Genomic DNA, 25,125 nt, shown 5'->3' on the forward strand with positions numbered 1-25,125 from the left:
GGGCACCTCCCCCGGCCGAGCGGCGCCGCGGGGGCGCGGGCCGTATATTTCGCGAGGACCGGCCCCGCCCCCTCACCAGGGAGACGTCGTGGAAATCCTGGCATTCGGCGTGCAGTCCGACGAGAAGCCGCTGATCGAGAAGGCCTTCGCCGGCCTGCACGACGTCCGCTGCCTGGACGTCTTCCTCACCGAGGACACCGCTCCGATCGCCGCGGGCTACGAGATCGTCTCCACCAGCGTCAACGCGGACCTCGGCAGCCGCGTCCTGCAGACCCTTGCCGCGGGCGGCACGCACATGATCGCCCAGCGCTCCACCGGCTTCAACAACATCGACCTCGCCGTCGCCGAACGGCTCGCCCTCCGGGTCGCCCGGGTCTCCTACTACTCCCCCCACTCGGTCGCCGAATTCGCGTGGACCCTGGCCATGGCCGTCAACCGCCGCATCGTCCGCGCGGTGAGCCGCACCCGGGACTTCGACTTCCGGCTCGACGGGCTCCTCGGCCGGGACATGCACGGCCGCACGGCCGGTGTCGTCGGCACCGGGAAGATCGGTGAGGCGTTCACCCGGATCGCCCACGGGTTCGGCATGGAGCTGCTCGGCTGGGACGTCGCCGAGAACCCGGCCTGCACCGCGCTCGGCATGACGTACGTGGACAAGGAGCGACTCTTCGCCGAGGCGGACCTGATCAGCCTCCATGTGCCGCTGCTGCCGGACACCCAGCACCTCATCGGCCCGGACGCGCTCTCCGTGATGAAGGACGACGCGATCCTGGTCAACTCCAGCCGGGGCGGCCTCATCGACACCCGCGCTCTCGTCACCGAGCTGCGGGCCGGCCGCTTCACCGGGGTCGGGCTCGACGTCTACGAGGCGGAGGCGGGGCTCTTCTACGTCGACAAGTCCGTGGAGGGCATCGACGACGACACGCTCGCCCGGCTCGTCACCTTCCCCAACGTCGTCGTGACCTCCCACCAGGCGTACTACACGCGTGACGCCGTGGGGCAGATCATCGAGGCCACCGTCCAGAACGTCACCGACTACCTGGCCGGCCGCCGCAGCGACAACTTCCTGGTCCCGGCGCCCTCCGGGCGTTAGGGACCCGGGGCCGGACCGGACGGCCACGGGCGCGCTCCTCAGGAACGCGCCCGCCCACGCCCCCTCCGCCTTCGAGCCGGAGGGGGAGACCTCCCTCAGCCGGCCACCGGCAGGGCCGCCAGCAGCCCGGTCACGATCGCCGCGCCGCGCAGCGTCAGCACCGACTCCGGGTGGAACTGCACCGAAGCGAAACCCCTGCCCCGCAGCGCGTGCAGCTCGCCGGAGCCGGTGTCCCGGCTCACCTCGATGCCGTGCGCGCCCAGCTCCGTGGCCGCCGCGTCGTCGCAGAGCGCGGTGAAGCTGTTGTAGAAGCCGACCGTCTCCGGCCTGCCGAACAGGTCGATCCGGGTCTGCGCCCCCTGGTAGGGCACGGCCTTCCGCGCGATCTCCAGGCCCAGCTCCGCCGCGATCAGCTCGTGGCCGAGGCAGACGCCGAGCAGTCCGTGCCGGTGCTCCCGCACGAGCTCGGCGGTCAGCTCCCTCAGCAGCCGCATCTTCGGATCGTGGGTGTCCGCCGGATCACCGGGCCCGGGCCCCAGCACCACGGGCCCCTCGTGCGCCCGCACGGCCGCGCGCAGTCCGGGTTCGTCGTAAGGGCGCACCGACACCGTGAGGCCCGACGAGCGCAGCAGGTGCCCCAGCATCGCCGTGAACGTGTCCTCGCCGTCCACCACCAGCGCGTGGCCGGACAGCTCCCTCGTGCGCTCCTGCATCCGCAGCCAGAAGGGCGCGAGCCCGCCGCGCCGGTCGTCCAGCGCCCCCTGCACCCGGGGGTCGGAGGCCAGCCGCGGGCGGCTCGCCTCGGACTCGGGCCGGCCCGGCCGGACGCCCAGCGCGGCGAGCACGCCCGCCGCCTTCGCATGGGTCTCGGCGACCTCCCCCGCCGGGTCGGAGTGGCGTACGAGAGTGGCCCCCACCGGAACGCGCAGCCGGCCCGTCGCGGAGATGTCGGCCGTACGGATCAGGATCGGCGAGTCCAGCGTCTGGGCCCCGCCGGGCTCCCGGCCCACCAGGGCCAGCGCGCCCGCGTAGTAGCCGCGGCCCTCAGGCTCGTACCGCTCGATCACCCGGCAGGCGTTCTGCACCGGGGAGCCCGTGACCGTCGCCGCGAACATGGTCTCCTTCAGGACCTCGCGCACGTCCAGCGAGGAGCGCCCGCGCAGCTCGTACTCGGTGTGCGCGAGGTGGGCCATCTCCTTGAGGCGGGGACCGACCACCACCCCGCCCATGTCGCCGACGGTGCACATCATCTTCAGCTCCTCGTCGACCACCATGGAGAGTTCCTCGGTCTCCTTGCGGTCGCCGAGGAAGGCCAGCAGGCCCTCGGCCGTCGGCCCCTCGGCCGGGTAGCGGTAGGTCCCGCTGATCGGGTTCATCACGACGGTCCCGCCGGACATCCGCACGTGGACCTCCGGGCTCGCCCCCACCAGGGTCCGCTTCCCGGTGTGGACGACGAACGTCCAGTACGCCCCGCGCTCACCGGCAAGCAGCCGGCGGAAGAGCGCCAGCGCGTCCGCCCGGCCGAACCCGGGGATCTCGCCGCCGAAGGTCCGCCGGATCACGAAGTTCGCGCCCTCGCCCCGTCCGATCTCGTCCTCGACGACCCGCCGGACGACGTCCTCGTACGCGTCGTCGGGTACGTCGAAGGAGCCGCCCTCGACCCGCACGTCGTGGCCGGGCAGCTCCGCGAGCACCTCGGCCAGCGGCAGCTCGTGCGCCTCTTCGGCGACCAGTACGGCGAGCGGGGTGCCGTCGTCCCGCACGTCGAAACCGCGCTCGACGATCTGCCGGAACGGCACCAGGGCCAGCGACGGCAGGTCGCGCACCGGGATGTCGGCGAGCCGGGCGACCTCCCGCACCTCTCCGGTCAGGATCTCGACGGTGTCGTGGTCCCGGCCGGGGGTGCGCCTGCGCAGCAGCGCGAAGGGCGGGGAGTCGTCACGGAGCAGGGTGGACAAGAGGTCGGCGGCACGGTCGGGCATGGGCGTTCCTTCCTGATGGAGGAACGGCTCCCGGCTCCGAAACGCAGAGAAGGCCGCCCCTCGGGCGGCCTTCGCGAAGTCTGTACGCGCGATGATTCAGCGGGCCGCCGGATGAGCGGTCCACCACCAGTTCTGGGTCGTCTGCGCGAACATGCCACGAACCATAGCGCAGCCGGTGGACAAACGAGCGCGCGTCTCATTTGGTGAGCGGGCGGATGGGACGGCCCTGCCGACCCCGTAATGTTGTCAAGGTGACCGTGAACGCCAATACCTCCGTCGCCGGTGGCCACACCTGGCGAGACCTTCCCGCGGCGCAGCAGCCCGAGTACCCCGATGCCGAGGCTCTGCGCGACGTAATCGCGGACCTCGAGTCCTATCCTCCGCTCGTCTTCGCCGGCGAGTGCGACCAGCTGCGCGCCCGTCTGGGAGCCGTCGCCAAGGGCGAGGCGTTCCTGCTGCAGGGCGGTGACTGCGCCGAGGCCTTCGACGCCGTGTCCGCCGAGCACATCCGGGCCAAGCTGAAGACGCTGCTCCAGATGAGCGCCGTCCTGACGTACGCGGCCTCCGTGCCGGTCGTCAAGATCGGCCGTATCGCCGGGCAGTACTCGAAGCCGCGTTCCAAGCCGACCGAGACCCGCGACGGCGTCACCCTGCCGACCTACCGCGGCGACTCCGTCAACGGCTTCGAATTCACCGAGGCCTCCCGCGTCCCGGACCCCGAGCGGCTGAAGCAGATGTACCACGCGTCCGCTTCCACGCTGAACCTCGTCCGCGCCTTCACCACCGGTGGCTACGCCGACCTGCGCCAGGTCCACGCCTGGAACCAGGACTTCGTGAAGTCCTCGCCGTCCGGGCAGCGTTACGAGGCCCTGGCCCGCGAGATCGACAACGCGCTGAACTTCATGAAGGCGTGCGGCACGGACCCGGCCGAATTCAAGGCGGTCGAGTTCTACGCCTCGCACGAGGCGCTGCTGCTCGACTACGAGTCCTCGCTGACCCGCACCGACTCGCGCACCGGCCAGCTCTACGACACCTCGGGCCACATGGTCTGGGTCGGTGAGCGCACCCGCCAGATGGACGGCGCGCACATCGAGTTCGCCTCGAAGATCCGCAACCCCATCGGCATCAAGCTCGGCCCGACGACCACCGTCGACGAGGCGCTCGGCTACGTCGACCGCCTCGACCCCGACCGCGAGCCGGGCCGGCTGACCTTCATCGTCCGCATGGGCGCCGACAAGGTGCGCGACAAGCTCCCCGAGCTGGTCGAGAAGGTCACCGCCTCCGGCGCCACGGTGGTCTGGGTGACGGACCCGATGCACGGGAACACCTTCGAGGCCGCGTCCGGCCACAAGACGCGGCGCTTCGACGACGTCCTGGACGAGGTCAAGGGCTTCTTCGAGGTGCACAAGCAGCTCGGGACGCACCCCGGCGGCATCCACGTCGAGCTCACCGGTGACGACGTGACCGAGTGCGTCGGAGGCGGCCACGAGATCTTCGTGGACGACCTGCACCAGCGTTACGAGACGGCCTGCGACCCGCGCCTCAACCGCAGCCAGTCCCTCGACCTGGCCTTCCTGGTGGCCGAGATGTACCGCGACCAGTAGGGATCATCCCTGGTGTACGGCTGTGGGGCACGGATCGATGTGATCCGTGCCCCACAGCCGTACCCGGGGCTTTTGCGTGCGGGGTGTCGCGGGTAAGGTTAGGTTAGCCTCACCGAGAATTCGGGACGGCGCAGCGACCCGTCGGGAGGTGAACCGCATGTACGTATGCTCTTGCTTCGGCATCACGGAGGACCAGGTCAAGCGGCATGCGGACGGCGGAGCGTGCACGCCCCGCCAGATCGCCTCCGCCTGCAAGGCGGGCACCGACTGCGGCGGCTGCGTCCGCAGGATCCAGGCGCTTCTCGGCCGCGGCGACTGCGCACCCCGGGAGCTCGGCGAGCGGCGTACGGCGTCGGTCGGCGCCCCGGCGGGTGCGCCCGTCGCCCTCGGCGTCACGCCGGACGTCAGGCTTTCCGACGCCGCCTGAGGGGACCGCGCGACGATGCCGGGGCGGTCGGCGGATCAGCTCTCCGGCTGCTCGATCAACTGGGCGATGTAGAGCGGCTCACCGAGCTTCTCGACCAGCTCCAGCTGGGTGTCGAGGTAGTCGATGTGGTGCTCCTCGTCCTCCAGGATGGACTCGAAGATGTTCGCCGACGTGATGTCGCCCTTGCCGCGCATCACCTCGATGCCCCGCCTGAGGCGGTCGATCGCCTCCACCTCGACCTGCCGGTCCGCCTGGAACATCTCGGTGACCGTCTGGCCGACCCGCACGTGGAAGAGCCGCTGATAGTTGGGCAGCCCGTCCAGGAACAGGATCCGGTCGGTGAGGAGCTCCGCGTGCTTCATCTCGTCGAACGATTCTGCCCGGGTGTACTTCGCGAGCTTCGTCCAGCCGAAGTTCTCCTGCATCTTCGCGTGCAGGAAGTACTGATTGATGGCAGTCAATTCGGCGGTCAGCTGTTCGTTGAGGAACTCGAGGACCTCGGGGTCGCCCTGCATCGCAGAGGCTCCTTCCAACCGGTGAACTGGGCATGTTTGCGCGCATCCTCGCATCGCGCCAAGCGGTCGTCCAGTAAGTGCATGCTTAGTACGAGTTGCCCTGATCGACTCTCCCCTGGTCATGACCACCCCTGCCTGTCTGTCACCATGGAGGCATGGGTCAGCCGGAAAGCCGGGAACGCGGCACAGCAGAGCAGTCCGGGCTTCCGCCGGGTCAGCGGCTGCAGCGGGGCTGGCCCGTCACCCATTACGGCCCCGTGCCCAAGTTCAAACCGGACCGCTGGGAGTTCCGGGTCTTCGGGTCCACGGCCGACGGTGACAAGCACTGCTGGAATCACCAGGAATTCTCGGCACTTCCCTTCTCGTCCGTCGTCGCCGACCTCCACTGCGTGACGAAATTCAGCATGCTCGGAGCGGAATGGGGCGGAATCGCGGCCCGCGAGATCGTGGAACTGGCCCCGCCGGCGCCCCACGTCACGCACGTGATGGTCTGGGCCGAATACGGATTCAGCTCGAATCTGCGGCTCGCCGACTTCGCTTCGGACGGGACGTTGTTCGCCACCCACAAGGACGGCGAACTGCTCACCGCGGAGCACGGGTTCCCGCTGCGCCTGGTCGTGCCGCACCTGTATGCCTGGAAGGGCCCCAAGTGGGTCCGGGGCATCGAGTACATGACGGCGGACCGCCGCGGATTCTGGGAGGAACGCGGGTACCACAACATCGGTGACCCGTGGAGCGAGCAGCGCTACTCCTACCAGGAGGAGCCCGGGGACGGCCCCGAGCTCTGACGCTCCCGCACCGTCGTTCAGCGGTGGTGGGTGTGCACCACCGCGTGCCCCAGGCCGCGCCCGATCATCCACTTGTTGACCGGTGTCGTGACGACGAAGGCCGCTCCCAGTGCGATGGCCAGAACGGTCCAGAACATCGCGTCCGAGAGCTGGGCGTCCATGGCGCCCGGCCAGAGCGCGATCACCCCGTTGTCGATGAGCTCCATCACGGCGATGGACACGGTGTCGGCGGCCAGCGCGACCCCGACGGCCGAGCGGAGGCCCACGCCGGAGCTCAGGACCGAGCGCAGGGTCAGCGCGTAGCCGAAGAGGAACGCCAGGACGATCGCGAGCACCATCGTCGGCACGTTGCCCCAGCCGAGCGCGGTGCCGACCGTCATGCCGAGGACCTCGCCGATCGCGCAGCCGGTGAGGCAGTGCAGGGTCGCGCGCGCGGCCATGGCCCATCCGGAGCCCCCGTCGCCGTGAGTGGCGTGGTGTCCCTGATGCCTGTCGTGCGCGTGGTGTGCGTCGTGCCGCATGGTGAGCCCCGGAGTCTGGTCGCGGATTCCTGACACCTCTGCCAACCACATACCCCCCAGGGGTATTCCCGTGAGGGCTCAGCGGGTGTCCCGGAGCTCCTTCAGACGCGCCACGTCCGCCGCGTGGCCCTCCTTGCCGCCGGGTGTCTCGATGACCAGCGGCACCCCCTCGGTCGCCGGGTGGGAGAACAGCTCACGGAACGGCTCGGCGCCGATGTGGCCCGCGCCGATGTTCTCGTGCCGGTCCTTGTGGGCACCCACCACGTCCTTGGAGTCGTTGGCGTGGATCAGCTTCAGCCGTCCCTCGCCGACCGTCTCCACCAGCAGATCCAGGGTCTGCCGCATACCGAAGGGGCCGGTCAGGTCGTGGCCCGCCGCGTACACGTGGCAGGTGTCCAGACAGATCCCCAGCCTCGGGTGGGAGTCCAGGGCCTCGAAGTACGGGCCGAAGTCCCAGGTCCGCGAGCAGAGCGAGGAGCCCTGGCCTGCGGTCGACTCCAGCAGCAGGAACGGATCGTCGTCATGGGTCAGCTCGTCCAGCAGCGGGAGCATGTGCGTACGCACCTGGGCCAGGGCCTCCTCACGCGGGCGTCCGCCGGTGGCCGAGCCGGTGTGCACCACCACACCGAGGGCGCCGATGGCTCTCGCCCTGCGCAGCGAGTGGCGGAGCGACAGGACCGACCGCTCGACCGTGGCCTCGGTGTGCGACCCGAAGTTGATCAGATACGGGGCGTGGACGTACGCCGGCACGGACCCGGCCGCGCACTCCGAGCGGAACAGCTCGTCCTGCGCGGGGTTGCCGGGCGGTGTCGCCCAGCCTCGCGGATTGGCGACGAAGACCTGGACGGCTTCCGCCGCCAGCTCCCGTGCGTAGCCGAGACCGACCTTGGCCAGTCCGCCGGCCACGGGGACGTGGCCGCCTACAGGGTTGCGCATGTTCCGCCTGTCCTCGGTGGATCTACAGGGCCTTGGTCCTGATGGTGATGGTGGAGCCTTCCGCGGCCTTCTCGCCGCCCTCGACCGACTGGCTCCCGACCGTGTCGCTGAAGGAGAGGAACGGGCGGTCGACCTCGACCTCGAACCCCGCGTCCTCCAGCGCGCTCCTGGCCTCGTCGACGTCCTTCCCCGTCACGTCGGGGACCTGGAGCATGCGCGGGCCCTTGGAGACCGTCAGCTCCACCGTGTCGCCCTCGGCGGCCTCGGCACCGCTCCCGGGCGCCTGCCGGGCGATCTCGCCGGCGGCCTCGGCCGAATCGACCCGCTCGGTGAGCACCTCGCTCTCGAGACCGGCCTCGTCCAGCGCCGCCCTGGCGTCCTCGACGGAGAGTCCCGTGACGTCGGGAACGTCGACCGGGCTGCCCTTGCTGACGACCAGGGCCACCGCGGAATCGGGGTGCCGCTCGGTGCCGACGCGCGGATCCGTACGGATCACCTTGCCCCGGTCGATCTCCTCGCTGAACTCCCGGGTCACCATCCCGGGCGCGAGGCCCGTCTTCTTCAGCTCGCGCCGGGCGTCGGCGAGGGCGAGGCCCTCGACGTCGGGCACCTTCACGATCTCCGGGCCGCGCGAGATCACCAGCTTCACCGCGTCGTTGCCCCGGATCCGCTCGCCGGAGCCCGGATCGCTGCTGATGACCGTGCCGCGCTCCACCGTGTCGCTGTAGGCGCGCTCGACGCCCTTCAGGTCGAGGCCCTCGTCCGAGAGCCGCTGCTCGGCGGCGCTCTGGGTCCGGCCCAGGAGCGAGGGGACCCGGGTGAACTGACCCGAGTTGATGTACCAGACACCCGCTCCGAGCCCCAGGACCAGCAGGACGGCGACGAGCACGGCGACCGTCCCGCGCCGGCCGCGGACCGCGAAGGACCCACGTCGCCGGCGCCCCGGCTCCCCGGCCCCGGGCGGAGGCATCTCCAGCCGGCTGGTGTGGTGCGCGGTGCCCTGGCCGGCCGGGATCACCCTGGGGATCACGCTCGTACGGTCCTCGGCGGCGTCGTGCACCTCCGCGATCGCCTGCGGGGGAACCGCGTCGAGCTGCTCCTCGGTGAGGTCCGCGCGTATCTCGCGGGACCTCGCGAGGAGGGCCACCGCGTCGGCCGGACGCAGCTCGGGGTCGCGCGCCGTGGCGACGGCCACCAGGTCGTCGAGACCGGCGGCCAGGCCCGGGACGGCACCGGACGGCGCGGGGACGTCCTGGTTGAGGTGCTGGTAGATGACCTGGGCGGCCGTGTCCCCGGCGTGGGGCTTGCCGCCGGTCAGCATCTCGTAGAGCACCACACCGCAGGCGTAGACGTCGGAGCGGGTGTCGGCCGTGCCCTGCTCGATCTGCTCCGGGGCGAGATACGAGACCGTGCCCAGCAGCGAGCCGGTGGTGTCCGTGGCGGTCCCCACGGCGCGTACGAGTCCGAAGTCCGCGACCTTCACCCTGCCGTCGTCCCCTATCAGGACGTTCTCCGGCTTCATGTCGCGGTGGACGAATCCCGCGCGGTGCGCCGCGCCGAGGGCGGCCAGCACCGGTTCGAGGATGTCCAGGGCGGCACGGGGCTGCAGCGCCCCCCGCTCGCGCAGGACGTCACGCAGGGTGCACCCGGCGACGTACTCCATCGCCAGGTAGACGTACGCGCCCTGGGCGCCCTGGTCGAAGACACCCACCACGTTGGGGTGGGCGAGCCGGGCGACGGACTTGGCCTCGCGGATGAAGCGCTCGACGAACGCGGCGTCGGTCGCCAGCGCCGGGTGCATCACCTTGAGGGCGAGCACCCGGTCGAGCCGGGTGTCCACGGCCCGGTAGACCGTGGCCATACCGCCGACGGCGATGCGCGCATCGATGCGATAGCGGCCGTCGAGCAGCTGCCCGACCAAGGGGTCCTGGAGGGTCGTGTCCACGGGGCGAGTCTACGAGCTGCCACGGACACCACGGATGGGCCGGGGCTCCCAGGGGCCGATCCGGTGCGGAGCCGTGACAGGGGCATGCACGTGCTGTGACCGGGGGGTGCCCGCCGGTGTCGGGATGCGCGCGCTGTGACCCGGGGACGCCCGCCGGTGTCAGGGCGCACGTGCCGTGACCGGCTACGCCCGCCGGTCTCCGGATCAGAAAGCCGGACGCTCCGGATCCAGCACCGCGCGGCCCTCCGTGGGGGAGGAGGCCTCGGCGAAATGGCGGCGGGGGATCCGCCCCGCCCGGTGGGCGAGCCGTCCGCCGTCCACCGCGTACCGCATCGCGGCCGCCATCAGCTCGGGCTCCTGCGCCCGGGTCACCGCCGAGGCGAGCATCACGGCGTCACAGCCCAGCTCCATCGCCAGCGCCGCGTCCGACGCGGTCCCCGCGCCCGCGTCCAGGATCACGGGGACCTCGGCCTGCTCGGTGATCAGCTGGAAGTTGTGGGGGTTGCGGATGCCGAGCCCGGATCCGATGGGCGAGCCCAGCGGCATGATCGCCGCGCACCCCACGTCCTGGAGCTTGCGGGCCATGACCGGGTCGTCATTGGTGTACGGCAGGACCGTGAAGCCGTCGTCGACGAGGATCTCGGCGGCGTCCAGCAGCTCGATCGGATCGGGCAGCAGGGTCCGCTCGTCGGCCACCACCTCCAGCTTGATCCAGTGGGTGCCCAGCGCCTCCCTGGCCAGCCGCGCGGTCAGCACGGCCTCGCCGGCGGTGAAACAGCCCGCGGTGTTCGGCAGGACCTGGATGGAGAGGCGTTCCAGTACGGAGAGGACCGAGCCCTGCACGGTCGGGTCGAGCCGGCGCATCGCCACGGTCGTCAGCTCCGTGCCCGAGGCGATCAGGGAGCGTTCCAGCACGTCGAGGCTGGGAGCCCCGCCGGTCCCCATGATCAGCCGGGACGTGAACGCGGTGGACCCGAGCGTGAAGAGATCGTCGGACATGGTCAGCCTCCCTGGACGGCGGTGAGGACCTCGACGCGGTCGCCGTCGAGGAGGGCGGTGGCCGACCACTGGCCACGGGGGACGACGGCCTCGTTGACCGCGGCGGCGACCCCGGAGGGCGCTCTGGTCAGCGCCGCGACCAGGGTGTCCAGCGAGGTGCCGGCGGGGACGGTGCGGTGGTCCCCGTTGACGGAGACCTGGACGGGGTCTGCGGAAGGCGCGGGTTGTGTCATGCGGGCTGCTCCTGCTGCGCGGGGTCGGTGTCTTCGGGGGACGGGGCCGGGGAGTGCCCCGGGAGGGCACCGGCCGGGGCGAAGCGGCGCGGTGCGAAGGGACGGCCCAGCTCGGGCAGCTCACCGGTGGTGAGCACGTGGGCCATCACGTCTCCGGTGACGGGGGTCAGCAGCACCCCGTTGCGGTGGTGCCCGGTGGCGAGGTGGAGGCCGGCCAGCGCTGTGGGGCCCAGCAGCGGCGCGTTGTCCGGGGAGGCGGGACGCAGGCCGGCCCGCGTCTCGGTCAGCGGCAGCTCGGTGATGCCGGGCATCAGTTCGTGGGCGTCCCGCAGCAGCTCGTAGACCCCTCCCGCGGTGACGGTGGTGTCCCAGCCCAGCTCCTCCGTGGTCGCCCCCACCACCAGCTCACCGTTGGCCCGCGGCACGAGGTAGACGTGGCTGCCGCGCACGACGGCCCGCACCGTCCTGCTGAGGAAGGGGGCGTACGCCGGAGGCACTGTCAGCCGCAGGACCTGCCCCTTGACCGGGCGTACGGGGGGCACGACCGCTTCGGGTATCCCCTCCAGCCGGCCGCTCAGACTGCCTCCGGCGAGCACCACCTGGCCGGCCGCGAGCTCCGTACCGTCCGCCAGGACCGCTCCCGTCGCACGGCCGCCGGTGACGGAGAGCCGCTGGACCCAGGCGCGGCGGAACACCACCCCCGCCCGCTCGCACGCCGTCACCAGCGCCGAGGCCAGCCGCCGCGGATCCACCTGGTGGTCGCCGTCGACGCGGAGCCCGCCGCGCACGCCGGGTGCGAGCATCGGCTCCAGGCGCCGGCACTCACGGCCGGTGAGCCACTCGGACTCCAGCCCCGAACGCAGCTGCAGGGCGTGCAGCTCCCGCAGATGCGCGCGGTCGTCGGAGTCCAGCGCCACGGAGAGCGTGCCGCAGGCGCGGAAGCCGGTCTCCTGCCCGCTCGCCTCCTCCAGCTCGCTCACGAACTCCGGATAGCGCGCCGCGGACGCCACGTTGAGGCCGAGCAGCATCTGCTCGCCGTAGTGGAGCTCGGTGACGGCGGCGAGCATCCCGGCCGCCACCTGGGCGGCCCCGCCGCCGGGGTCCGGATCGGCCAGTGTGGTGCCCAGGCCGCGCTGGGCGGACCGCCAGGCCGTCACCAGACCGATGATGCCGCCCCCGACGACAAGGACGTCGGAACTCTGTGCGGAGATGCGCATGGGCGTCCAGCCCCTCCCTTCGCCGGCATGACCCGGATCAGGTTCGTACGGTCGGAGGCCGGTCAGCCTCCCTCTCAGCCCGGTGCGTCCGGACTCCCGCGAGTGTCTTACGGTGGCCAGCCTAGACCCCGCCGGCCGCAGTCAGTAAGGGAGCCGCCCCCATGGCCCGTTCGCTCGACGGACTCGTCCTCTCCCCGGTCGCCGACCAGGCCCCCGGACAGGTCGGCACCCGGACCCGCTTCACCTACCACGAGCAGGACGGCCGGATCTGGGCCGAGTACGAGGGCGGCGACATCGTCCGCGGACATCTCGTGGGCACCCGGGAGGCGGACACCCTGGACTTCCGCTACGTCCAGTTGAAGCCGGACGGGACGACCTCCTCGGGGCACTGCGTATCGGCCGTCACGGACCTCGCCGACGGCCGTGTCCGCCTGGACGAGAGCTGGGAGTGGGAGTCCCGGGAGGGCAGCGGGACGAGCGTGGTGGAGGAGCTCGCCGACTGACCTCGCGTCAGGTGATTAGGGTGGACGGGTGAGCGAGCAGACGCAGGACGAGGCGACGGAACACGCGTCGCGCGGAGTCGTGATCGTGGGCGCGGGCATGGCCGGCGTGCAGACGGCCGTGGCCCTGCGCGAACAGGGCTTCACGGGACCGGTCACCCTGATCGGCGCCGAACCCCACCAGCCGTACGACAGACCGCCCCTGTCCAAGGCGGTCCTGCTCGGGAAGGCCGAGGACTCCGCCTTCGACGTCGACTTCGAGGCGCTGGGCATCACGCTGCGCCTGGGGCTCGACGTGGCCGGCCTGCGCGCCGGAGCGCACGAACTGGACACCGAGCAGGGGCCCGTCGCCTACGACGTGCTGGTCCTCGCCACCGGAGCGGAACCCGTCGGTCTGCCCGGTTCCGAGGGCGTGCCCGGCGTGCACCTGCTCCGCACCCTCGACGACGCCGCGCGGCTGCGGCCCGTCCTGGAGCGGCAGCACGACGTGGTCGTGGTCGGGGCGGGCTGGATCGGGGCCGAGTTCGCCACGGCCGCGCGCGCGGTCGGCTGCGCGGTGACCGTCGTCGAGGCCGCCGACCGCCCCCTGGCGGGCACCATGCCCGCCGAGGTCGCCGCTCCGATGGCGGCCTGGTACGCCGAAAGCGGAGCCGAGCTCCTCACCGGCGCTCGGGTCGCCCGGGTCGAACAGGGCGCCGTCCACCTCACGGACGGCCGGGTGGTCCCCGCCGGAGCGGTGGTCGTGGGCATCGGAGCCCGGCCCGCCACCGCCTGGCTCGCGGACTCGGGCATCGCGCTCGGCCCGGACGGCTCGGTCATCGCGGACAGCTCCCTCCGCTCCTCGCTGCCCGACGTCTACGCGGTGGGTGACTGCGCCTCCTTCCCGTCCGCCCGCTACGGGGAGCGGCTGATGGTCCACCACTGGGACAACGCCCTCCAGGGGCCCCGGACGGTCGCCGCCGCGCTCGCGGACGGAGTGGCCAGGGTGTACGACCCGGTGCCCTACTTCTGGTCCGAGCAGTTCGGGCGCTTCGTGCAGTACGCCGGCCATCACGCCGGTGCCGACACCCTGCTGTGGCGCGGCGACCCGCAGGAGCCCTCCTGGACGGTCTGCTGGCTGCGCGGAGGGGTCCTGGTGGCGCTGCTGGCCGTCGGCCGCCCGCGCGACCTGGCACAGGGGCGCAAGCTGGTCGAAGCGGGCGCGCGAATCGATCCGGAGCGGGCCGCGGACTCCTCCGTACCGCTGAAATCGACGGCCCTCTAGGGTCAGGCACGGCCTCGTGCGCCCGGCCCGGCTACCGACTGTCGGTCCGGGATGGCACGCTTGTCCTTGTGACCGGAATTGACGCAAAGATCGATGCTCTCGTCCCCGCCTGGCTCCACCTTCCCGACATCGCGGAAATGCTCGATGTCGAGGTGACGCGCGTACGCCAGCTGGTCAAGGAAGGCCAGCTCATCGCCGTACGCCGTGGTGAGAACCGGACGCTCCAGGTGCCTGCCGCCTTCATCGACGGCGACAAGGTGGTCAAGGGTCTCGCAGGGACCCTGACGCTCCTGAGGGACGACGGCTACAACGACGAAGAGATGCTGGACTGGCTCTTCACCCCCGACCCGACCCTGCCCGGCACCCCCGCGCAGGCCCTGAGCGAGAATCGCGGTACGGAGGTGAAGCGCCGGGCCCAGGCGCTCGCCGTCTGACGGGAGAGCCGTGAGCGGGTGCGGGCCGTGGCACACACGGCCCGCACTCCGCGTCACCGGTGTCCGCGGGCACGGCGGCTCATCCACGTACCGGGCGGGGCGCCGTACGAGCGACGCTTCGCCGCATCAGTGATCCATCGACGTACCGACGGGGGAAATCACCATGTCCGCTCCTCGCTCCCAGCTCTCCGGCGCCCGGCTCTACCTGTGCACGGACGCCCGTAAGCGGCAGGGAGACCTCCCCGAGTTCCTCGACGCCGCGCTGTCCGGCGGAGTGGACATCGTGCAGCTGCGCGACAAGGGCATGGAGGCGGCCGAGGAGCTGGAACACCTCGCGGTGTTCGCCGACGCCTGCAAGCGCCACGGCGCGCTCCTCGCGGTGAACGACAGGGCGGACGTCGCCCATGCCGTCGGCTCCGACGTGCTCCACCTCGGCCAGGGCGATCTGCCCGTGCCCGCCGCCCGCGGAGTCGTCGGCGGCGACGTGGTGATCGGGCGCTCCACCCATGCCGAGGCAGAGGTCGACGCCGCCGTCGCCCAGGAGGGCGTCGACTACTTCTGCACGGGTCCCTGCTGGCCCACCCCGACCAAGCCCGGCCGGCACGCCCCGGGCCTGGGCCTCGTGCGCTACGCCGCGTCGCTCGGCACCACGCGGCCGTGGTTCGCCATCGGCGGGATCGACGCGGGCAACCTCGACGAGGTGCTGGACGCCGGTGCGCGCAGGGTCGTCGTCGTCCGGGCGATCACCGAGGCGGCGGACCCGGCCGGGGCGGCGGCCTCGCTGGCGCGACGCATCCGGGACCGCGCACTCTGAACCGGGCGGACGGTGTCCGTCGGGCGGTTGTCCGAGGGGTGGACAAAATCCACCTCATTCCGGTCAATCCGCCCCGTGTGGTTGGGGTACCGCCGGGCCCTGGTTAACCTCCCAGTATGGCCCTTGGCACACCTTCCACCAGGACAGATCACGCGCGCACCGTGCGTGAGCTGCTCGCGACCGGCGAGACGTCGTTCTCGTTCGAGTTCTGGGCGCCCAAGACCGAGAAGGGCGAGCGGAATCTCTGGAACGCCCTGCGCCGGGTCGAGGCGGTGGGACCGAGCTTCGTCTCCGTGACGTACGGGGCCGGCGGTTCCACCCGTGCGGGGACGGTCCGGGCGACCCAGCAGATCGCCGCGGACTCCACTCTCACCCCGGTCGCGCACCTCACCGCGGTCGACCATTCCGTCGCCGAGCTGCGCAACATGGTGGGGCAGTACGCCGACGCCGGTATCCGCAACATCCTCGCGGTGCGGGGCGACCCGCCCGGCGACCCGATGGGCGAGTGGGTCGAGCATCCCCAGGGCGTCCGGTACGCGGCGGATCTCGTCCGGCTGATCAAGGAAGCCGGTGATTTCTGCGTCGGCGTCGCGGCATTTCCCGAAATGCATCCGCGGTCGGCCGACTGGGACTCGGACATCGCCCATTTCGTGGACAAGTGCCGCGCCGGTGCCGACTACGCGATCACCCAGATGTTCTTCCAGCCGGAGAGCTATCTGCAGATGCGTGACCGGGTGGTCGCTGCGGGTTGCGACACCCCGGTCATTCCCGAGGTGATGCCGCTCACCAGCGTGAAACAGCTGGAGCGTTTCGCGCAGCTCAGCAACGCGTCCCTGCCTTCCTCGCTGAAAGAGCGTATCCACGCCGCGAAGGACGACCCGGCCGCTGTACGCTCCATTGGCATCGAGTTCGCCACGGAGTTCTGCGCGAAACTGCTCTCCGAGGGTGTCCCGGGGCTGCACTTCATCACGCTCAACAACTCGACGGCGACACTCGAGATCTACGAGAATCTCGGACTGCACAAGCAGTCGTGACCGGCCGTACCCGCCACCAACCGGGGCGGTGGCCGTAGGAGGGGGCGGGCGTGGGCTGGACGGTCCTCTACATCGCATTCGGCATAGTGGCGTTGTGGCTGCTGGGCGAGGTGCTGCTGCAGTACAAGGCACGCCTGCGCTGGCGGCTCCTCGCCTTCGGCGGCTTCCTCGGTGTGGTCCTCGGTGTCCTGATCCCCTCGGTGCTGGTGATCGCCCTGGGCGCGATCGCCTTCGCCACGGGCCAGACGTATGTGACGCTCTCCTTCAGGCGTGGCTTCTCGACGGGATGGGCCATAGGCGGCAGCCCCGGTGAGAGCCGCCGTCGCCGTGGGGCCGGCGGCCGGAAGCCGACCCTCGAAGTCTCCGGCCTGGAGTACGAGGGGGCTGCACAGACCGAGGCCCAGGACGCGGAGGCCGGTCCTTCGGCGGTCTACGAACCCGAGCCGATGCCGGACGACACCGGCCAGTACGGCATCTACACCGACCCCGCACCGGCCGGCCGCGACGACCACCAGCAGGGCGAGCAGCAGCCGCAGTACGCCGCCTACGACCCGCACACCGGCTACGGCCAGCCGGCCGCCCAGGACCCCTACGCCGCTCAGGGCGGCTATCAGGACCAGGGTGGCTACCAGCACCAGGGTGGCTACCAGGATCAGGGCGGCTATCAGGATCAGGGCACCTACGCGGCGCAGTACGACTACGGCACGGACCAGGCGGGCTACGCCGCCTACTCCGACCCCTACATCGGCACGAACACCACCACGGGCACCGGGCAGTACACCGCCTACGACAACACCTACGGCGACGGCAACGGCCACGACGCCTCGTACGGCAGCGGGCAGCAGCCCGCGGATCCGTACGCCGGGCAGTACACCGACACCCCGCCCGGCGGGGTCTGGGTCCCGCAGCAGCGCGAGAGCGACCAGTACCACCCCCCGCTGCCACCGGAGGCTCCCGTCCAGCCCGCTCCGTACGGCAACGGCAACGGCTACGACACCGGCCAGAACGAGCAGTACCGCTACTGAGCCGACCGCTCCAGCGGCCCACCGCCCGGCTGCACCGGCGGACGGCACGGCGTGCCGTCCGCAGGGCTCTTACCGGGAGCCACGGAAGTCGTCACCCTCCACGACGAGTCCGGCGACCAGGGCGCCCGACATCCCCGCGTGGGCCGTCCCGCCGCCCGGATGGGACCAGCCGCCCGCCAGGTACAGGCCCGGAAGCGGGCTGCGGTTCCCGGAGTGCAGATACGCGCCCCCGGCTCCGGCCAGGGCCGGAGCCGGCACCGAGCCACCCTCCGCGCCGGTGTCGGCCGCGGTCTCGGCGGGCGTACGCACCTCGGCGTGGAGGATCCGCTCACGCAGCCCGGGAACGGCCTCGGCCGCACGGCCGATCACCGTGTCCGCGTACCGCTCGCGCAGAGCCCCGTCCGTCCAGTCGACCGGACCGTGGGGTGCCACCGTCACCACCAGGGTCACGGCCTCGTGCTCCTCGTCGGGGCGGGTGGCCGGGTCGTCCGGGCGCAGCACCGTCACCGTGGGCCGCTCCGCCGTCCGTCCGCCGAACACCGCCTCCTGCTCCGCACCCGGATCCCCGGTGTGCACCACCGTCCGGTGCACCGCGCCGGCCTCCCGGGCGCCGCGCAACGACAGCAGGACGAGGAAGCGGCCCGGAACCGGGGCAGTGTGGGACGCCCCCGCGGGCGGCTCCTCCCGGACCGGCAGGAGGCCGGGCGCCGGCTGCGCGCCCAGGACCACATGATCGGCCTCCACGCTCGTGCCGTCCGCCAGCTCGATCCCTGCCGCCCTGCCGTCCTTCTCGGAGACCCGGACCACCTCGGCGCCGAGGACGAACTCCACCTTGCGGGCCAGACAGCGCTCGTACACCGCGTCGGCCAGCGCGCGCATGCCCCCGGCGACGTACCAGCTGCCGAACGTCTCCTCCATGTACGGCAGGAGGGCGGCGGCCGCCGGAGCGCGGCGCGGGTCGAGCCCGTACGACAGGGCGTACCCGTCGAGCAGGGCGGCCAGGCGGGGGTCGGCCAGCTCCCAGGCACCCACCTCCGCCGGCGTCCCCGCCTGCCGGGCGGCGCGCAGCAGCCTGCGCCGGCGCACCGCGGGGTAGGGGTCGCGGCCCAGCGGCTGCCGGTCCTCGGGCAGCGGCTCCTCCAGGAGCGGCCTGCGCGACCGGTTCCAGGCGGTGCCCGCCCGGTCCAGGAAGTCCCCCCAGCGTGCTCCCGCGCCCTCACCGAGCGACCGGTCCAGCGCGGTGACCACCCCGGCCCGCGAGGCGTTGGGCAGCGACACCGCGGTGCCGTCGGCGAAGAGGTGACGGCTCGCCGGGTCGACCTGGGTGAGCGTCACGCACTGCTCCAGGCTCTCCCTGCCCGTCTTCACGAACAGGTCGCGGTAGACCGCGGGCAGGTGCAGCAGGCCGGGGCCGGTGTCGAAGACGAAGCCCTCACGGGCATACCGGCCGAGCGAGCCGCCGTGGGTCTCCGAGCGCTCGTACACCGTCACCCGGTGGCCTGCCACGGAGAGCCGGGCTGCCGCCGCCATCGCGCCGGTGCCGGCGCCGATCACCGCAATTCGTGCCATGTCAGTGACCCTAAGGGGTGCCACCGACAGTTCATTCGTGAGGCCGGTGCCTGCCCGCTCCGGCCAGGCGTCTCTCCTCGCGCCGCTGTGCCCTGCGGCGCCGGAACCTGCGGATCCGGGAGGCGAGGAAGGCCAGTATCGCCAGGCCGAGCAGGAGCAGGACCCCGGCGACGACGGCCGCCGCCACCGGGTTGAAGACCGCGAAGGTGATGATCCCGGCGACGCCGAGGTCCTCCGCCACGCTGACCCCGATGTTGCTGAACGGCTCCGGGGAGGTGTTGACCGCCATCCTGGTGCCGGCCTTCACCAGATGGCTCAGCAGCGCGGTGGACCCTCCCACGGCGCCCGCCGCGAGCTCCGGCAGCGATCCGCTCTCACCGGCGAGCAGCGCCGCGACGACCGCCCCGGACACGGGCCGGACCACCGTGTGCGCCGTGTCCCACGCCGAGTCCACGTACGGGATCTTGTCGGCCACCGCCTCGAACAGGAAGAGCACCCCGGCGGTCACGAGCACATCGGTGCGCTGCAGCGACTCGGGCACCTCGTCGGTGAGGCCCGTCGCTCCGAAGATGCCGAAGAGCAGGACCACCGCGTAGGCGTTGATCCCGCTCGCCCAACCACTCGTGAACACCAGGGGGAGTACGGACACGGACGCGATCGTAACCAGTCGGTGCCGGGCGTGGGTGGGCCCTGACGCACAGGGCTGAGTATCCCTACCTAGTGCGGGAGATGAGTAGGGATGCGGATGGGCCCCCACCTGCGGGGACGGAAGAGTGGTGACCACGGAAGGGGCGCGGCGCCAGGACCGCCGGCACGGGGCGGCGGAACGGCACGGCACCCCTGACGTAACGGGGGCGCACGACGCGGGGCTCCGGGACCACGGGGGACACGGGGTCACGGGGGAGGGCTCCGCGGCGGTACGGCACGCCGGCCGGGTGGAATTCGGGGGGATCGAATTCCACCCGGCCGGCGTGCCCGTGTCCGCGGGCCTCGCCGGAACGGCGGCTCAGCGTCCGCTGACCCGGCCGTGCAGCAGCAGGGAGAGGGCGGAGTGGACGTCGTCGATCGTCCGCTCGGGCTGGAACGCCTGCCAGTCGAGGGCGGCGACGAGGACCATGCCGACGAGTGCGGCGGCCGTCAGCTGGATGTCGATCTCCTCGCTGAGCTCACCGGCGGCGACGCCCTCCCGGAGCACCCCCTCGACCACGGCGACCGCCTCCTGACGCAGCACCAGGAGGGTCGACTGCCAGGCGCGGTTGGTGCGCCAGAGCTCGGCGACGTAGAGCTGGGTGAAGGCCGGGTAGCGGTCGATGAAGACGAGACCGGCCCTGATCATCGCGTCCAGCGCCTCCACGCGGGTGCCGCCCCGCGCCTCCGTGGAGTCGGCGGCGGACCGCAGCGACTGGGTGAGGAGCCCCACCCCGTGGCGCAGCAGTTCCTCGAAGAGCTCGGTCTTGCTCTTGAAGTTGTAGTAGACCGTGCCCTTGGCGACCCCGGCGCGCTCGGCGATCTCGTCCACCGTCGTCGCGGAGAACCCCTTCTCGGCGATGAGGGTCACCGCCGCCTCGTAGAGCTTCTGCCGGGTGACCTGGCGGCGCGTGGTGCTACTGCTGTCCATGCCCCCGATTCTCACAGGTCCGGGAGCGGTCACAGACTCAGCTCCGGGTGGAGCCGGTCCAGGGTCCACACCTGCTTGCGGCGGGCGGATACGGCGGTCAGAGCCAGCGCGCCGGCGGTGAAGGCCAGCAGCACGGCGCAGCCCTGCCAGGCCGGGCCCAGGCCGCCGCCCGTGATCAGCCGGCGCAGTCCGTCCACCACGTAGGTCATCGGCAGGTACGGGTGTATCGCCCCGAAGAACCCCGGGCTGGTCTGGACGGGGTACGTGCCCCCGGCCGAGGTCAGCTGGAGCATCAGCACCGCGAGGACGAGAATCCTGCCCGCCGCGCCGAAGCGGGCGTTGAGCCACTGCACGATCGCGGCGAAACAGCAGGTCACCAGCGCCAGGAAGCCGATCGTGCCGGCGGCGTGCGTCATCTGCAGACCGAGCCGCCAGTGGAGGACGGACATCAGCGCGGCGACCTGGAGGAGGCCGATGGCGGCGACCGGCAGCCAGCCCGCGAGAGCGATGCGCCAGGCCGGAGCTCCGGCCGCCAGCGCACGCCGGTTGAGCGGCTGGATCAGCATGTACGCCACCATCGCGCCCACCCACAGCGAGAGCGGGATGAAGTACGGGGCGAAGCCGGTGCCGTAGTTGGGTGCGGCGTGCAGCGAGGAGGAGGCCAGGCGCACGGGATCGGACATGACCCCGGTACGGGCGTCGCGGTCCTCCTCGTCGTAGTCGGGGATCTTGCCGACACCGTCGTTCAGCCCCTGGGCGAGCGTCGCGGAGCCGTCACCCAGCCGGTACAGGCCGCTCTTCAGGGTCGTGGCGCCCGACTTGAGCTTCGTCACGCCGGCGTCCAGGTCCCCGGCTCCCGTCTTCGCGGTCCCGAGGCCGGTGTGGAGGGCGTCGGCACCCGTGGCGACCTTGTGCGCCCCGGTGTTGAGCGCGTTGATCCGGGCGACGGCCGACTCCAGATCCGTGTCCAGGTGCGGTGAACGCTTCGCCAGGGCGTCGGCCTGCTTCTGCAGGGTGGTCAGCCGCGCGCGCAGCTTCGTCAGGTCGCCCTTCTGGTTCGTGACCAGGGCGTTCACGTCGTCGGAGACCTCGGCGACATCCGCCGCCGCGGTCCTGGCGCGTTTCAGCTGCGGGCAGACGCCGGGGTCGGGCAGGGCCTGCTCCTCGCAGCGGAGGCGGTAGACCTCGTCCAGGTCGTCGGAGGCCGCGTGGGCGGCGGCCGAGGCGGTGGGCGCCGCCTCGGCCAGCAGGTCGAGGTTGTCCCGTACGGCCTTCGAGGAGTCGGAGACCAGGCGGGCGGTGTCCCCGATGGCCTTGCCGTTGTCCTTCAGGAACGGGCGCACGTCCTCGGCGACCGCGTTGACCTTGTCGGCGAGCAGCTGGGTGCCGCCGGCGACCTGCCGGGACCCCGTCTCGAGGTCGCCCGCGCCCTTGTTCAGACGGGTGATTCCGGTGGAGAGCCGGCCGCTGCCCGACTTGGCGTCCTTGAGCCCGTCCGCGAGGTCCTCGGAGCCCTTCTTCGCCTTGGTGAGGCCGCTCTCCAGGTCGTCGGCCCCCTTGGCGGCCTTCGCGGTCGCGTCGTGCAGGCCGGAGAAGTTGATGAAGATCCGGTCCAGGAATCCTCGCGAGGCCTTGGCCGACGCGGCGCTGCGTACCTCGGCGAAGACCGTCCTGGAGATCTGCCCGACGATGTAGTTGTTCGCGTCGTTCGTACGTACCCGCAGGGCGCCGGTGCCGGGGGAGTCCCCGGCGCTCGAAGCGATCCGCTCGCTGAAGTCCGACGGCATGGTCAGTGAGAGGTAGTACGTCCCGTCCTCGACGCCCCTCTCGGCCTCGGCGGAGCCGACCTGGTGCCAGTCGAAGACCTTGGAGTCGAGCAGCCGGCCGGTGATCTCGTCACCGGCCGCGAGGTGTTCGCCCCCGGCGCCGGCGCCCTTGTCGTTGTTGACGAGCGCGACGGGGATGCGGTCGAGCCGCCCGTAGGGGTCCCAGAACGACCAGAGGTACAGCGCTCCGTACAGCAGGGGCAGCAGGAGGAGTGCCACGAGCGCGGCGCGCGGCATCCGGCCCCTGCCGAACCGTCGCAGCTCAAGCGCGGCCAGCTTCGGCGATCGCATCGGCCGTCCCCTTTCCGGTGGTCGTGTCGTCGCCGGGTGCAGCCGCGGCGGGTTCTTCTCCGGGCGGTTCGTCGCCCGGCGGTTCCTTCCCGGCCGGTTCCTCCTCGGCCGGTTCTTCACCTGCCGCCGGGCGGGTACGGACGGTGAGTGCGTCCTCCGGAGCCTCACTGCACACGGCCAGCACCGTGGTCCCGTCCGCGGCGAGGCCGCGCAGCAGCTCCCAGGCCAGGGCGCGGTCCGTGACGGAGAGCTTGAGGTCGGTGTCGTCGACGGCGAGGAGCCGCGGACGGCTCATCAGGGCCAGGGCGACGGAGAGGCGGAGGGCCTCCAGGCGCTCCAGGTCCCGCACGGAGGTCCGTTCGGCCTTGGGCAGGGTCGCGGTGTCCAGACCCGCGGCCTCCAGCGCGCCGTCCACCGTCGCCCGGGCCGTGGCGGCCCGCTCGGCGCGGGGGCGCAGCAGGGAGCGCAGCGAGCCGTCGAAGCGGCGCCGCAGGAGGGCCCGCTCCCGCAGGTGTTCGGCGACGGTGAGGGAGGGGTCCAGTTCGCTGACCCCGGGGACCGGTCCCAGTGCGCTGAATCGGCGTACGGCGGCGAGACGGCCGGGCAGGTGCTCGCCACCCACCTCGGCGTGGCCCTGCGTGGAGCGCATCCGGCCGGTGAGCGCGAGGAGCAGACAGGTGCGGCCCGAGCCCGAGGGGCCCTCGACCGCGACGAGCGATCCGGGTGGGGCGGTGAACCCCACGCCCCGGAAGGCCCACCCGCGCGGTCCCTTCAGTCCGAAGCCGTCGGCGCTCAGCGCCGCCCCGTGCGGGCTGCTCACATCCCCACCCCATTTTTTTTGCACTGACTGGTCAGTGCAAAAAGCTAACCCGAACTCGCGCTCGAAGCAAAGTGCCTGATCGGGGGCAGGCTCTGAGGGATTGTCAGTGGCGGCCGTCACGATGGACACATACGGCCACGGAGCCGTCACGCGACGACAGGAGGCTCGTCATGGCCAGCTCGTCCGCAGCCGCCGCCCCGCGGCGCCGCACAGGCAGCCCTGCCCCCTCACCGACCGGTCCGGCAACCGACGTCCACCCCGTTCTGCGCCGCACCACGGCGCCGCCCGCCGCTCTCGACCTGCTCGCCAAGGCCCACGCGGGCCTGGACGAGGCCGCCGTACTGGACGTGCCCAACGAGCGGTACGCCACCGCGCACCTCGCGGCGCTGCGCACCGCGGCCGCCGTGCTCGCCGCCCGCGGCCGGCCCGAGACCGGCAGCCGCCGCAAGGAGCGGATTCGCAGCGCCTGGGAGGTCCTTCCGGACATCGCGCCGGAACTCGCCGAGTGGAGCGCCCTCTTCGCCTCCGGAGCCGCCCGCAGGGCCCGGGCGGAGGCGGGCATACCCGGCGCGGCCACCGGTCGCGACGCCGACGACCTGCTGCGCGACGCGGCCATGTTCCTGCGCCTGGTCGAGCGGCTGCTGTCCCTCCAGCCCGTCCTTCCGCAGCCCCGGAGGGACGGGACCGGGCGGCGGCCCGAAGCGGAGTGACCGCGAGGGCGGTGCGAGGCAATAGGGTGGAGAGCACCCGTACCACCTGCACCGTTCACGCTCCGCCGTCCGTGGCGGCACCGTGCCGAGGAGTCAACTGCCGTGTCGGACCAGCTGCGCCCCCGTGCCTCCCTCCGTACCGCCGTGGTCTGGGAGGTCCTCAAGGACGCTCTCGAGCGCCGGGTCAAGGCGACCGGCAGGGAAGCCCTGGATGTGCTGGACACCGGCGGCGGCACCGGCAATTTCGCCGTGCCCGTCGCCCGGCTCGGCCACCGGGTCACCGTCGTCGACCCCAGCCCGAACGCCCTGTTCGCGCTGGAGCGCCGGGCCGAGGAGGCAGGCGTCGCCGACCGCGTCCGCGGTGTCCAGGGTGACGTCCTCGGCCTGTTCGAGGTCGTGGAGCGCACCGGCTACGACGCGGTTCTGTGCCACGGCGTCCTGGAGTACGTGGACGACCCCGCCGAAGGCGTACGGAACGCGGTCGACGCCCTCCGCCCGTCCGGTGCGCTCTCCCTGCTCGGCGCCGGCATCGGCGGCGCCGTCCTGGCCAGGGCGCTGGCCGGACACTTCGCCGAGGCCCGTCAGGCGCTGACGGACCCCGCGGGGCGCTGGGGCGACGGCGACCCCGTGCCCCGCAGGTTCACCGCCGACCAGCTGACCGCACTGGTCGCCGACGCGGGTATGGAGGTCGGCGCGGTCCACGGCGTACGGGTCTTCGCCGACCTCGTGCCGGGCGTACTCGTGGACACCGAACCGGGCGCGATGGAGGAGCTGCTCAGGCTGGAGGCAGCCGTCGCGGAGCTGCCGGCCTTCCATTCGGTGGCGACCCAGCTGCACGTTCTCGGGGAGAAGCGCCCCTGAGCGCTGCGGGGGACACTGGTGGAGTAAGCGCGCCGGGCGGCCGGAGCCCGGCTGATCAGCAACGCAGCTGCAGACGGAGTACCGCTGAGAACACCCGAT

General features: G+C 72.0%; 26 protein-coding genes and 1 riboswitch. Of the genes, 12 read left to right on the top strand and 14 right to left on the bottom strand.

Features of this window, described 5'->3' with window-relative positions:
- The first annotated feature begins 88 nt into the window (after positions 1-88).
- Positions 89-1,093, top strand: a complete 1,005-nt coding sequence (locus tag ACFUNE_RS16405; protein WP_383567466.1) for a 2-hydroxyacid dehydrogenase — start codon at positions 89-91, stop codon at positions 1,091-1,093.
- A gap of 95 nt (positions 1,094-1,188) precedes the next feature.
- Here ACFUNE_RS16405 and ACFUNE_RS16410 read toward each other — a convergent pair whose 3' ends face one another.
- Complete coding sequence (locus tag ACFUNE_RS16410) at positions 1,189-3,075, bottom strand: anthranilate synthase family protein (protein ID WP_383567469.1); 1,887 nt, start codon at positions 3,073-3,075, stop codon at positions 1,189-1,191.
- A 96-nt stretch (positions 3,076-3,171) separates the two neighbouring features.
- Positions 3,172-3,240, bottom strand: a complete 69-nt coding sequence (locus ACFUNE_RS16415) for a trp operon leader peptide (protein WP_383567791.1) — start codon at positions 3,238-3,240, stop codon at positions 3,172-3,174.
- Between the two features lie 92 nt (positions 3,241-3,332).
- Here ACFUNE_RS16415 and ACFUNE_RS16420 point away from each other — a divergent pair, with 92 nt between their 5' ends.
- Together ACFUNE_RS16420 and ACFUNE_RS16425 are read left to right on the top strand one after the other, a co-directional pair.
- Entirely contained in the window at positions 3,333-4,679 is a 1,347-nt protein-coding gene (locus ACFUNE_RS16420; protein ID WP_383567472.1) for a class II 3-deoxy-7-phosphoheptulonate synthase, read from the top strand.
- 157 nt (positions 4,680-4,836) lie between these two features.
- On the top strand, positions 4,837-5,106 hold the full coding sequence (locus ACFUNE_RS16425) for a bacterioferritin-associated ferredoxin (RefSeq protein WP_383567475.1): 270 nt from the start codon (positions 4,837-4,839) through the stop codon (positions 5,104-5,106).
- Positions 5,107-5,141: 35 nt separating this feature from the next.
- On the opposite strand, the gene bfr is transcribed toward ACFUNE_RS16425, so the two are convergent.
- Positions 5,142-5,621, bottom strand: coding sequence for a bacterioferritin (bfr, locus tag ACFUNE_RS16430; RefSeq protein WP_383567477.1), 480 nt, complete (start codon positions 5,619-5,621; stop codon positions 5,142-5,144).
- A 155-nt stretch (positions 5,622-5,776) separates the two neighbouring features.
- Between bfr and ACFUNE_RS16435 the strand changes: the two genes are divergently transcribed.
- The gene (locus ACFUNE_RS16435; protein WP_383567480.1) at positions 5,777-6,409 is read left to right on the top strand and encodes a sulfite oxidase-like oxidoreductase; all 633 of its coding nucleotides are present in this window, start codon (positions 5,777-5,779) and stop codon (positions 6,407-6,409) included.
- A gap of 17 nt (positions 6,410-6,426) precedes the next feature.
- Here the strand turns inward: ACFUNE_RS16435 and ACFUNE_RS16440 are convergent, their stop codons facing one another.
- The 6 genes from ACFUNE_RS16440 to thiO form a co-directional block, all read right to left on the bottom strand.
- Positions 6,427-6,930: a DUF4396 domain-containing protein gene (locus ACFUNE_RS16440; protein ID WP_383567483.1), complete on the bottom strand. Its 504-nt coding sequence runs from the start codon at positions 6,928-6,930 to the stop codon at positions 6,427-6,429.
- Positions 6,931-7,008: 78 nt separating this feature from the next.
- Positions 7,009-7,866 (bottom strand): deoxyribonuclease IV, encoded by an 858-nt coding sequence (locus ACFUNE_RS16445; protein WP_383567486.1) that lies wholly within the window; start codon positions 7,864-7,866, stop codon positions 7,009-7,011.
- Positions 7,867-7,888: 22 nt separating this feature from the next.
- On the bottom strand, positions 7,889-9,811 hold the full coding sequence (gene pknB, locus ACFUNE_RS16450; RefSeq protein WP_383567489.1) for a Stk1 family PASTA domain-containing Ser/Thr kinase: 1,923 nt from the start codon (positions 9,809-9,811) through the stop codon (positions 7,889-7,891).
- A 204-nt stretch (positions 9,812-10,015) separates the two neighbouring features.
- Positions 10,016-10,810, bottom strand: a complete 795-nt coding sequence (locus ACFUNE_RS16455) for a thiazole synthase (protein ID WP_383567492.1) — start codon at positions 10,808-10,810, stop codon at positions 10,016-10,018.
- A 2-nt stretch (positions 10,811-10,812) separates the two neighbouring features.
- Positions 10,813-11,043, bottom strand: a complete 231-nt coding sequence (gene thiS / locus ACFUNE_RS16460) for a sulfur carrier protein ThiS (protein ID WP_383567495.1) — start codon at positions 11,041-11,043, stop codon at positions 10,813-10,815.
- Entirely contained in the window at positions 11,040-12,260 is a 1,221-nt protein-coding gene (thiO, locus tag ACFUNE_RS16465; protein WP_383567498.1) for a glycine oxidase ThiO, read from the bottom strand. Before thiO ends, thiS begins: the two co-directional genes overlap by 4 nt.
- A riboswitch (TPP riboswitch) is annotated at positions 12,258-12,370 on the bottom strand. (Overlaps the previous gene by 3 nt.)
- A 51-nt stretch (positions 12,371-12,421) precedes the next feature.
- Between thiO and ACFUNE_RS16470 the strand changes: the two genes are divergently transcribed.
- From ACFUNE_RS16470 to ACFUNE_RS16495, 6 genes are all read left to right on the top strand, one after another.
- Positions 12,422-12,763, top strand: a complete 342-nt coding sequence (locus ACFUNE_RS16470; RefSeq protein ID WP_383567501.1) for a hypothetical protein — start codon at positions 12,422-12,424, stop codon at positions 12,761-12,763.
- A 28-nt stretch (positions 12,764-12,791) separates the two neighbouring features.
- Positions 12,792-14,024 carry an NAD(P)/FAD-dependent oxidoreductase gene (locus ACFUNE_RS16475; protein ID WP_383567504.1) on the top strand — a complete coding sequence of 411 codons (1,233 nt, stop codon included), beginning with the start codon at positions 12,792-12,794 and terminating at the stop codon, positions 14,022-14,024.
- Between the two features lie 68 nt (positions 14,025-14,092).
- Entirely contained in the window at positions 14,093-14,458 is a 366-nt protein-coding gene (locus ACFUNE_RS16480; RefSeq protein ID WP_383567507.1) for an Rv2175c family DNA-binding protein, read from the top strand.
- A 163-nt stretch (positions 14,459-14,621) separates the two neighbouring features.
- Positions 14,622-15,272 (top strand): thiamine phosphate synthase, encoded by a 651-nt coding sequence (gene thiE, locus ACFUNE_RS16485; protein WP_383567509.1) that lies wholly within the window; start codon positions 14,622-14,624, stop codon positions 15,270-15,272.
- A 116-nt stretch (positions 15,273-15,388) separates the two neighbouring features.
- Positions 15,389-16,306 (top strand): methylenetetrahydrofolate reductase [NAD(P)H], encoded by a 918-nt coding sequence (gene metF / locus ACFUNE_RS16490; RefSeq protein WP_383567512.1) that lies wholly within the window; start codon positions 15,389-15,391, stop codon positions 16,304-16,306.
- Between the two features lie 50 nt (positions 16,307-16,356).
- On the top strand, positions 16,357-17,331 hold the full coding sequence (locus ACFUNE_RS16495; RefSeq protein ID WP_383567515.1) for a hypothetical protein: 975 nt from the start codon (positions 16,357-16,359) through the stop codon (positions 17,329-17,331).
- A 69-nt stretch (positions 17,332-17,400) separates the two neighbouring features.
- On the opposite strand, the gene ACFUNE_RS16500 is transcribed toward ACFUNE_RS16495, so the two are convergent.
- From ACFUNE_RS16500 to ACFUNE_RS16520, 5 genes are all read right to left on the bottom strand, one after another.
- The gene (locus ACFUNE_RS16500) at positions 17,401-18,900 is read right to left on the bottom strand and encodes a phytoene desaturase family protein (protein ID WP_383567517.1); all 1,500 of its coding nucleotides are present in this window, start codon (positions 18,898-18,900) and stop codon (positions 17,401-17,403) included.
- 31 nt (positions 18,901-18,931) lie between these two features.
- On the bottom strand, positions 18,932-19,549 hold the full coding sequence (locus ACFUNE_RS16505) for a DUF4126 domain-containing protein (RefSeq protein ID WP_383567519.1): 618 nt from the start codon (positions 19,547-19,549) through the stop codon (positions 18,932-18,934).
- Positions 19,550-19,906: 357 nt separating this feature from the next.
- The gene (locus tag ACFUNE_RS16510) at positions 19,907-20,518 is read right to left on the bottom strand and encodes a TetR/AcrR family transcriptional regulator (RefSeq protein WP_329227821.1); all 612 of its coding nucleotides are present in this window, start codon (positions 20,516-20,518) and stop codon (positions 19,907-19,909) included.
- Between the two features lie 29 nt (positions 20,519-20,547).
- Positions 20,548-22,635, bottom strand: a complete 2,088-nt coding sequence (locus ACFUNE_RS16515; protein ID WP_383567522.1) for a YhgE/Pip family protein — start codon at positions 22,633-22,635, stop codon at positions 20,548-20,550.
- Entirely contained in the window at positions 22,607-23,455 is an 849-nt protein-coding gene (locus ACFUNE_RS16520) for an ATP-binding cassette domain-containing protein (protein ID WP_383567525.1), read from the bottom strand. The genes ACFUNE_RS16515 and ACFUNE_RS16520 overlap by 29 nt, the downstream gene beginning before the upstream one ends.
- Before the next feature lie 170 nt (positions 23,456-23,625).
- Here ACFUNE_RS16520 and ACFUNE_RS16525 point away from each other — a divergent pair, with 170 nt between their 5' ends.
- Positions 23,626-24,165: an SAV_6107 family HEPN domain-containing protein gene (locus tag ACFUNE_RS16525; RefSeq protein WP_383567528.1), complete on the top strand. Its 540-nt coding sequence runs from the start codon at positions 23,626-23,628 to the stop codon at positions 24,163-24,165.
- Between the two features lie 102 nt (positions 24,166-24,267).
- Complete coding sequence (locus ACFUNE_RS16530) at positions 24,268-25,026, top strand: methyltransferase (RefSeq protein ID WP_383567531.1); 759 nt, start codon at positions 24,268-24,270, stop codon at positions 25,024-25,026.
- Positions 25,027-25,125 lie beyond the last annotated feature (99 nt).

This window comes from Streptomyces sp. NPDC057287, assembly GCF_042667905.1.
Classification (GTDB): domain Bacteria; phylum Actinomycetota; class Actinomycetes; order Streptomycetales; family Streptomycetaceae; genus Streptomyces.

Bases quoted from the DNA above. Each gene is read 5' to 3' on its own strand.
- ACFUNE_RS16410 (WP_383567469.1), bottom strand. From the start codon at position 3,075: ATGCCCGACCGTGCCGCCGACCTCTTGTCCACCCTGCTCCGTGACGAC.
- ACFUNE_RS16425 (WP_383567475.1), top strand. From the start codon at position 4,837: ATGTACGTATGCTCTTGCTTCGGCATCACGGAGGACCAGGTCAAGCGG.
- bfr (WP_383567477.1), bottom strand. From the start codon at position 5,621: ATGCAGGGCGACCCCGAGGTCCTCGAGTTCCTCAACGAACAGCTGACC.
- ACFUNE_RS16435 (WP_383567480.1), top strand. From the start codon at position 5,777: ATGGGTCAGCCGGAAAGCCGGGAACGCGGCACAGCAGAGCAGTCCGGG.
- ACFUNE_RS16440 (WP_383567483.1), bottom strand. From the start codon at position 6,930: ATGCGGCACGACGCACACCACGCGCACGACAGGCATCAGGGACACCAC.
- ACFUNE_RS16445 (WP_383567486.1), bottom strand. From the start codon at position 7,866: ATGCGCAACCCTGTAGGCGGCCACGTCCCCGTGGCCGGCGGACTGGCC.
- ACFUNE_RS16455 (WP_383567492.1), bottom strand. From the start codon at position 10,810: ATGTCCGACGATCTCTTCACGCTCGGGTCCACCGCGTTCACGTCCCGG.
- thiS (WP_383567495.1), bottom strand. From the start codon at position 11,043: ATGACACAACCCGCGCCTTCCGCAGACCCCGTCCAGGTCTCCGTCAAC.
- thiO (WP_383567498.1), bottom strand. From the start codon at position 12,260: ATGCGCATCTCCGCACAGAGTTCCGACGTCCTTGTCGTCGGGGGCGGC.
- ACFUNE_RS16470 (WP_383567501.1), top strand. From the start codon at position 12,422: ATGGCCCGTTCGCTCGACGGACTCGTCCTCTCCCCGGTCGCCGACCAG.
- thiE (WP_383567509.1), top strand. From the start codon at position 14,622: ATGTCCGCTCCTCGCTCCCAGCTCTCCGGCGCCCGGCTCTACCTGTGC.
- metF (WP_383567512.1), top strand. From the start codon at position 15,389: ATGGCCCTTGGCACACCTTCCACCAGGACAGATCACGCGCGCACCGTG.
- ACFUNE_RS16500 (WP_383567517.1), bottom strand. From the start codon at position 18,900: ATGGCACGAATTGCGGTGATCGGCGCCGGCACCGGCGCGATGGCGGCG.
- ACFUNE_RS16510 (WP_329227821.1), bottom strand. From the start codon at position 20,518: ATGGACAGCAGTAGCACCACGCGCCGCCAGGTCACCCGGCAGAAGCTC.
- ACFUNE_RS16515 (WP_383567522.1), bottom strand. From the start codon at position 22,635: ATGCGATCGCCGAAGCTGGCCGCGCTTGAGCTGCGACGGTTCGGCAGG.
- ACFUNE_RS16525 (WP_383567528.1), top strand. From the start codon at position 23,626: ATGGCCAGCTCGTCCGCAGCCGCCGCCCCGCGGCGCCGCACAGGCAGC.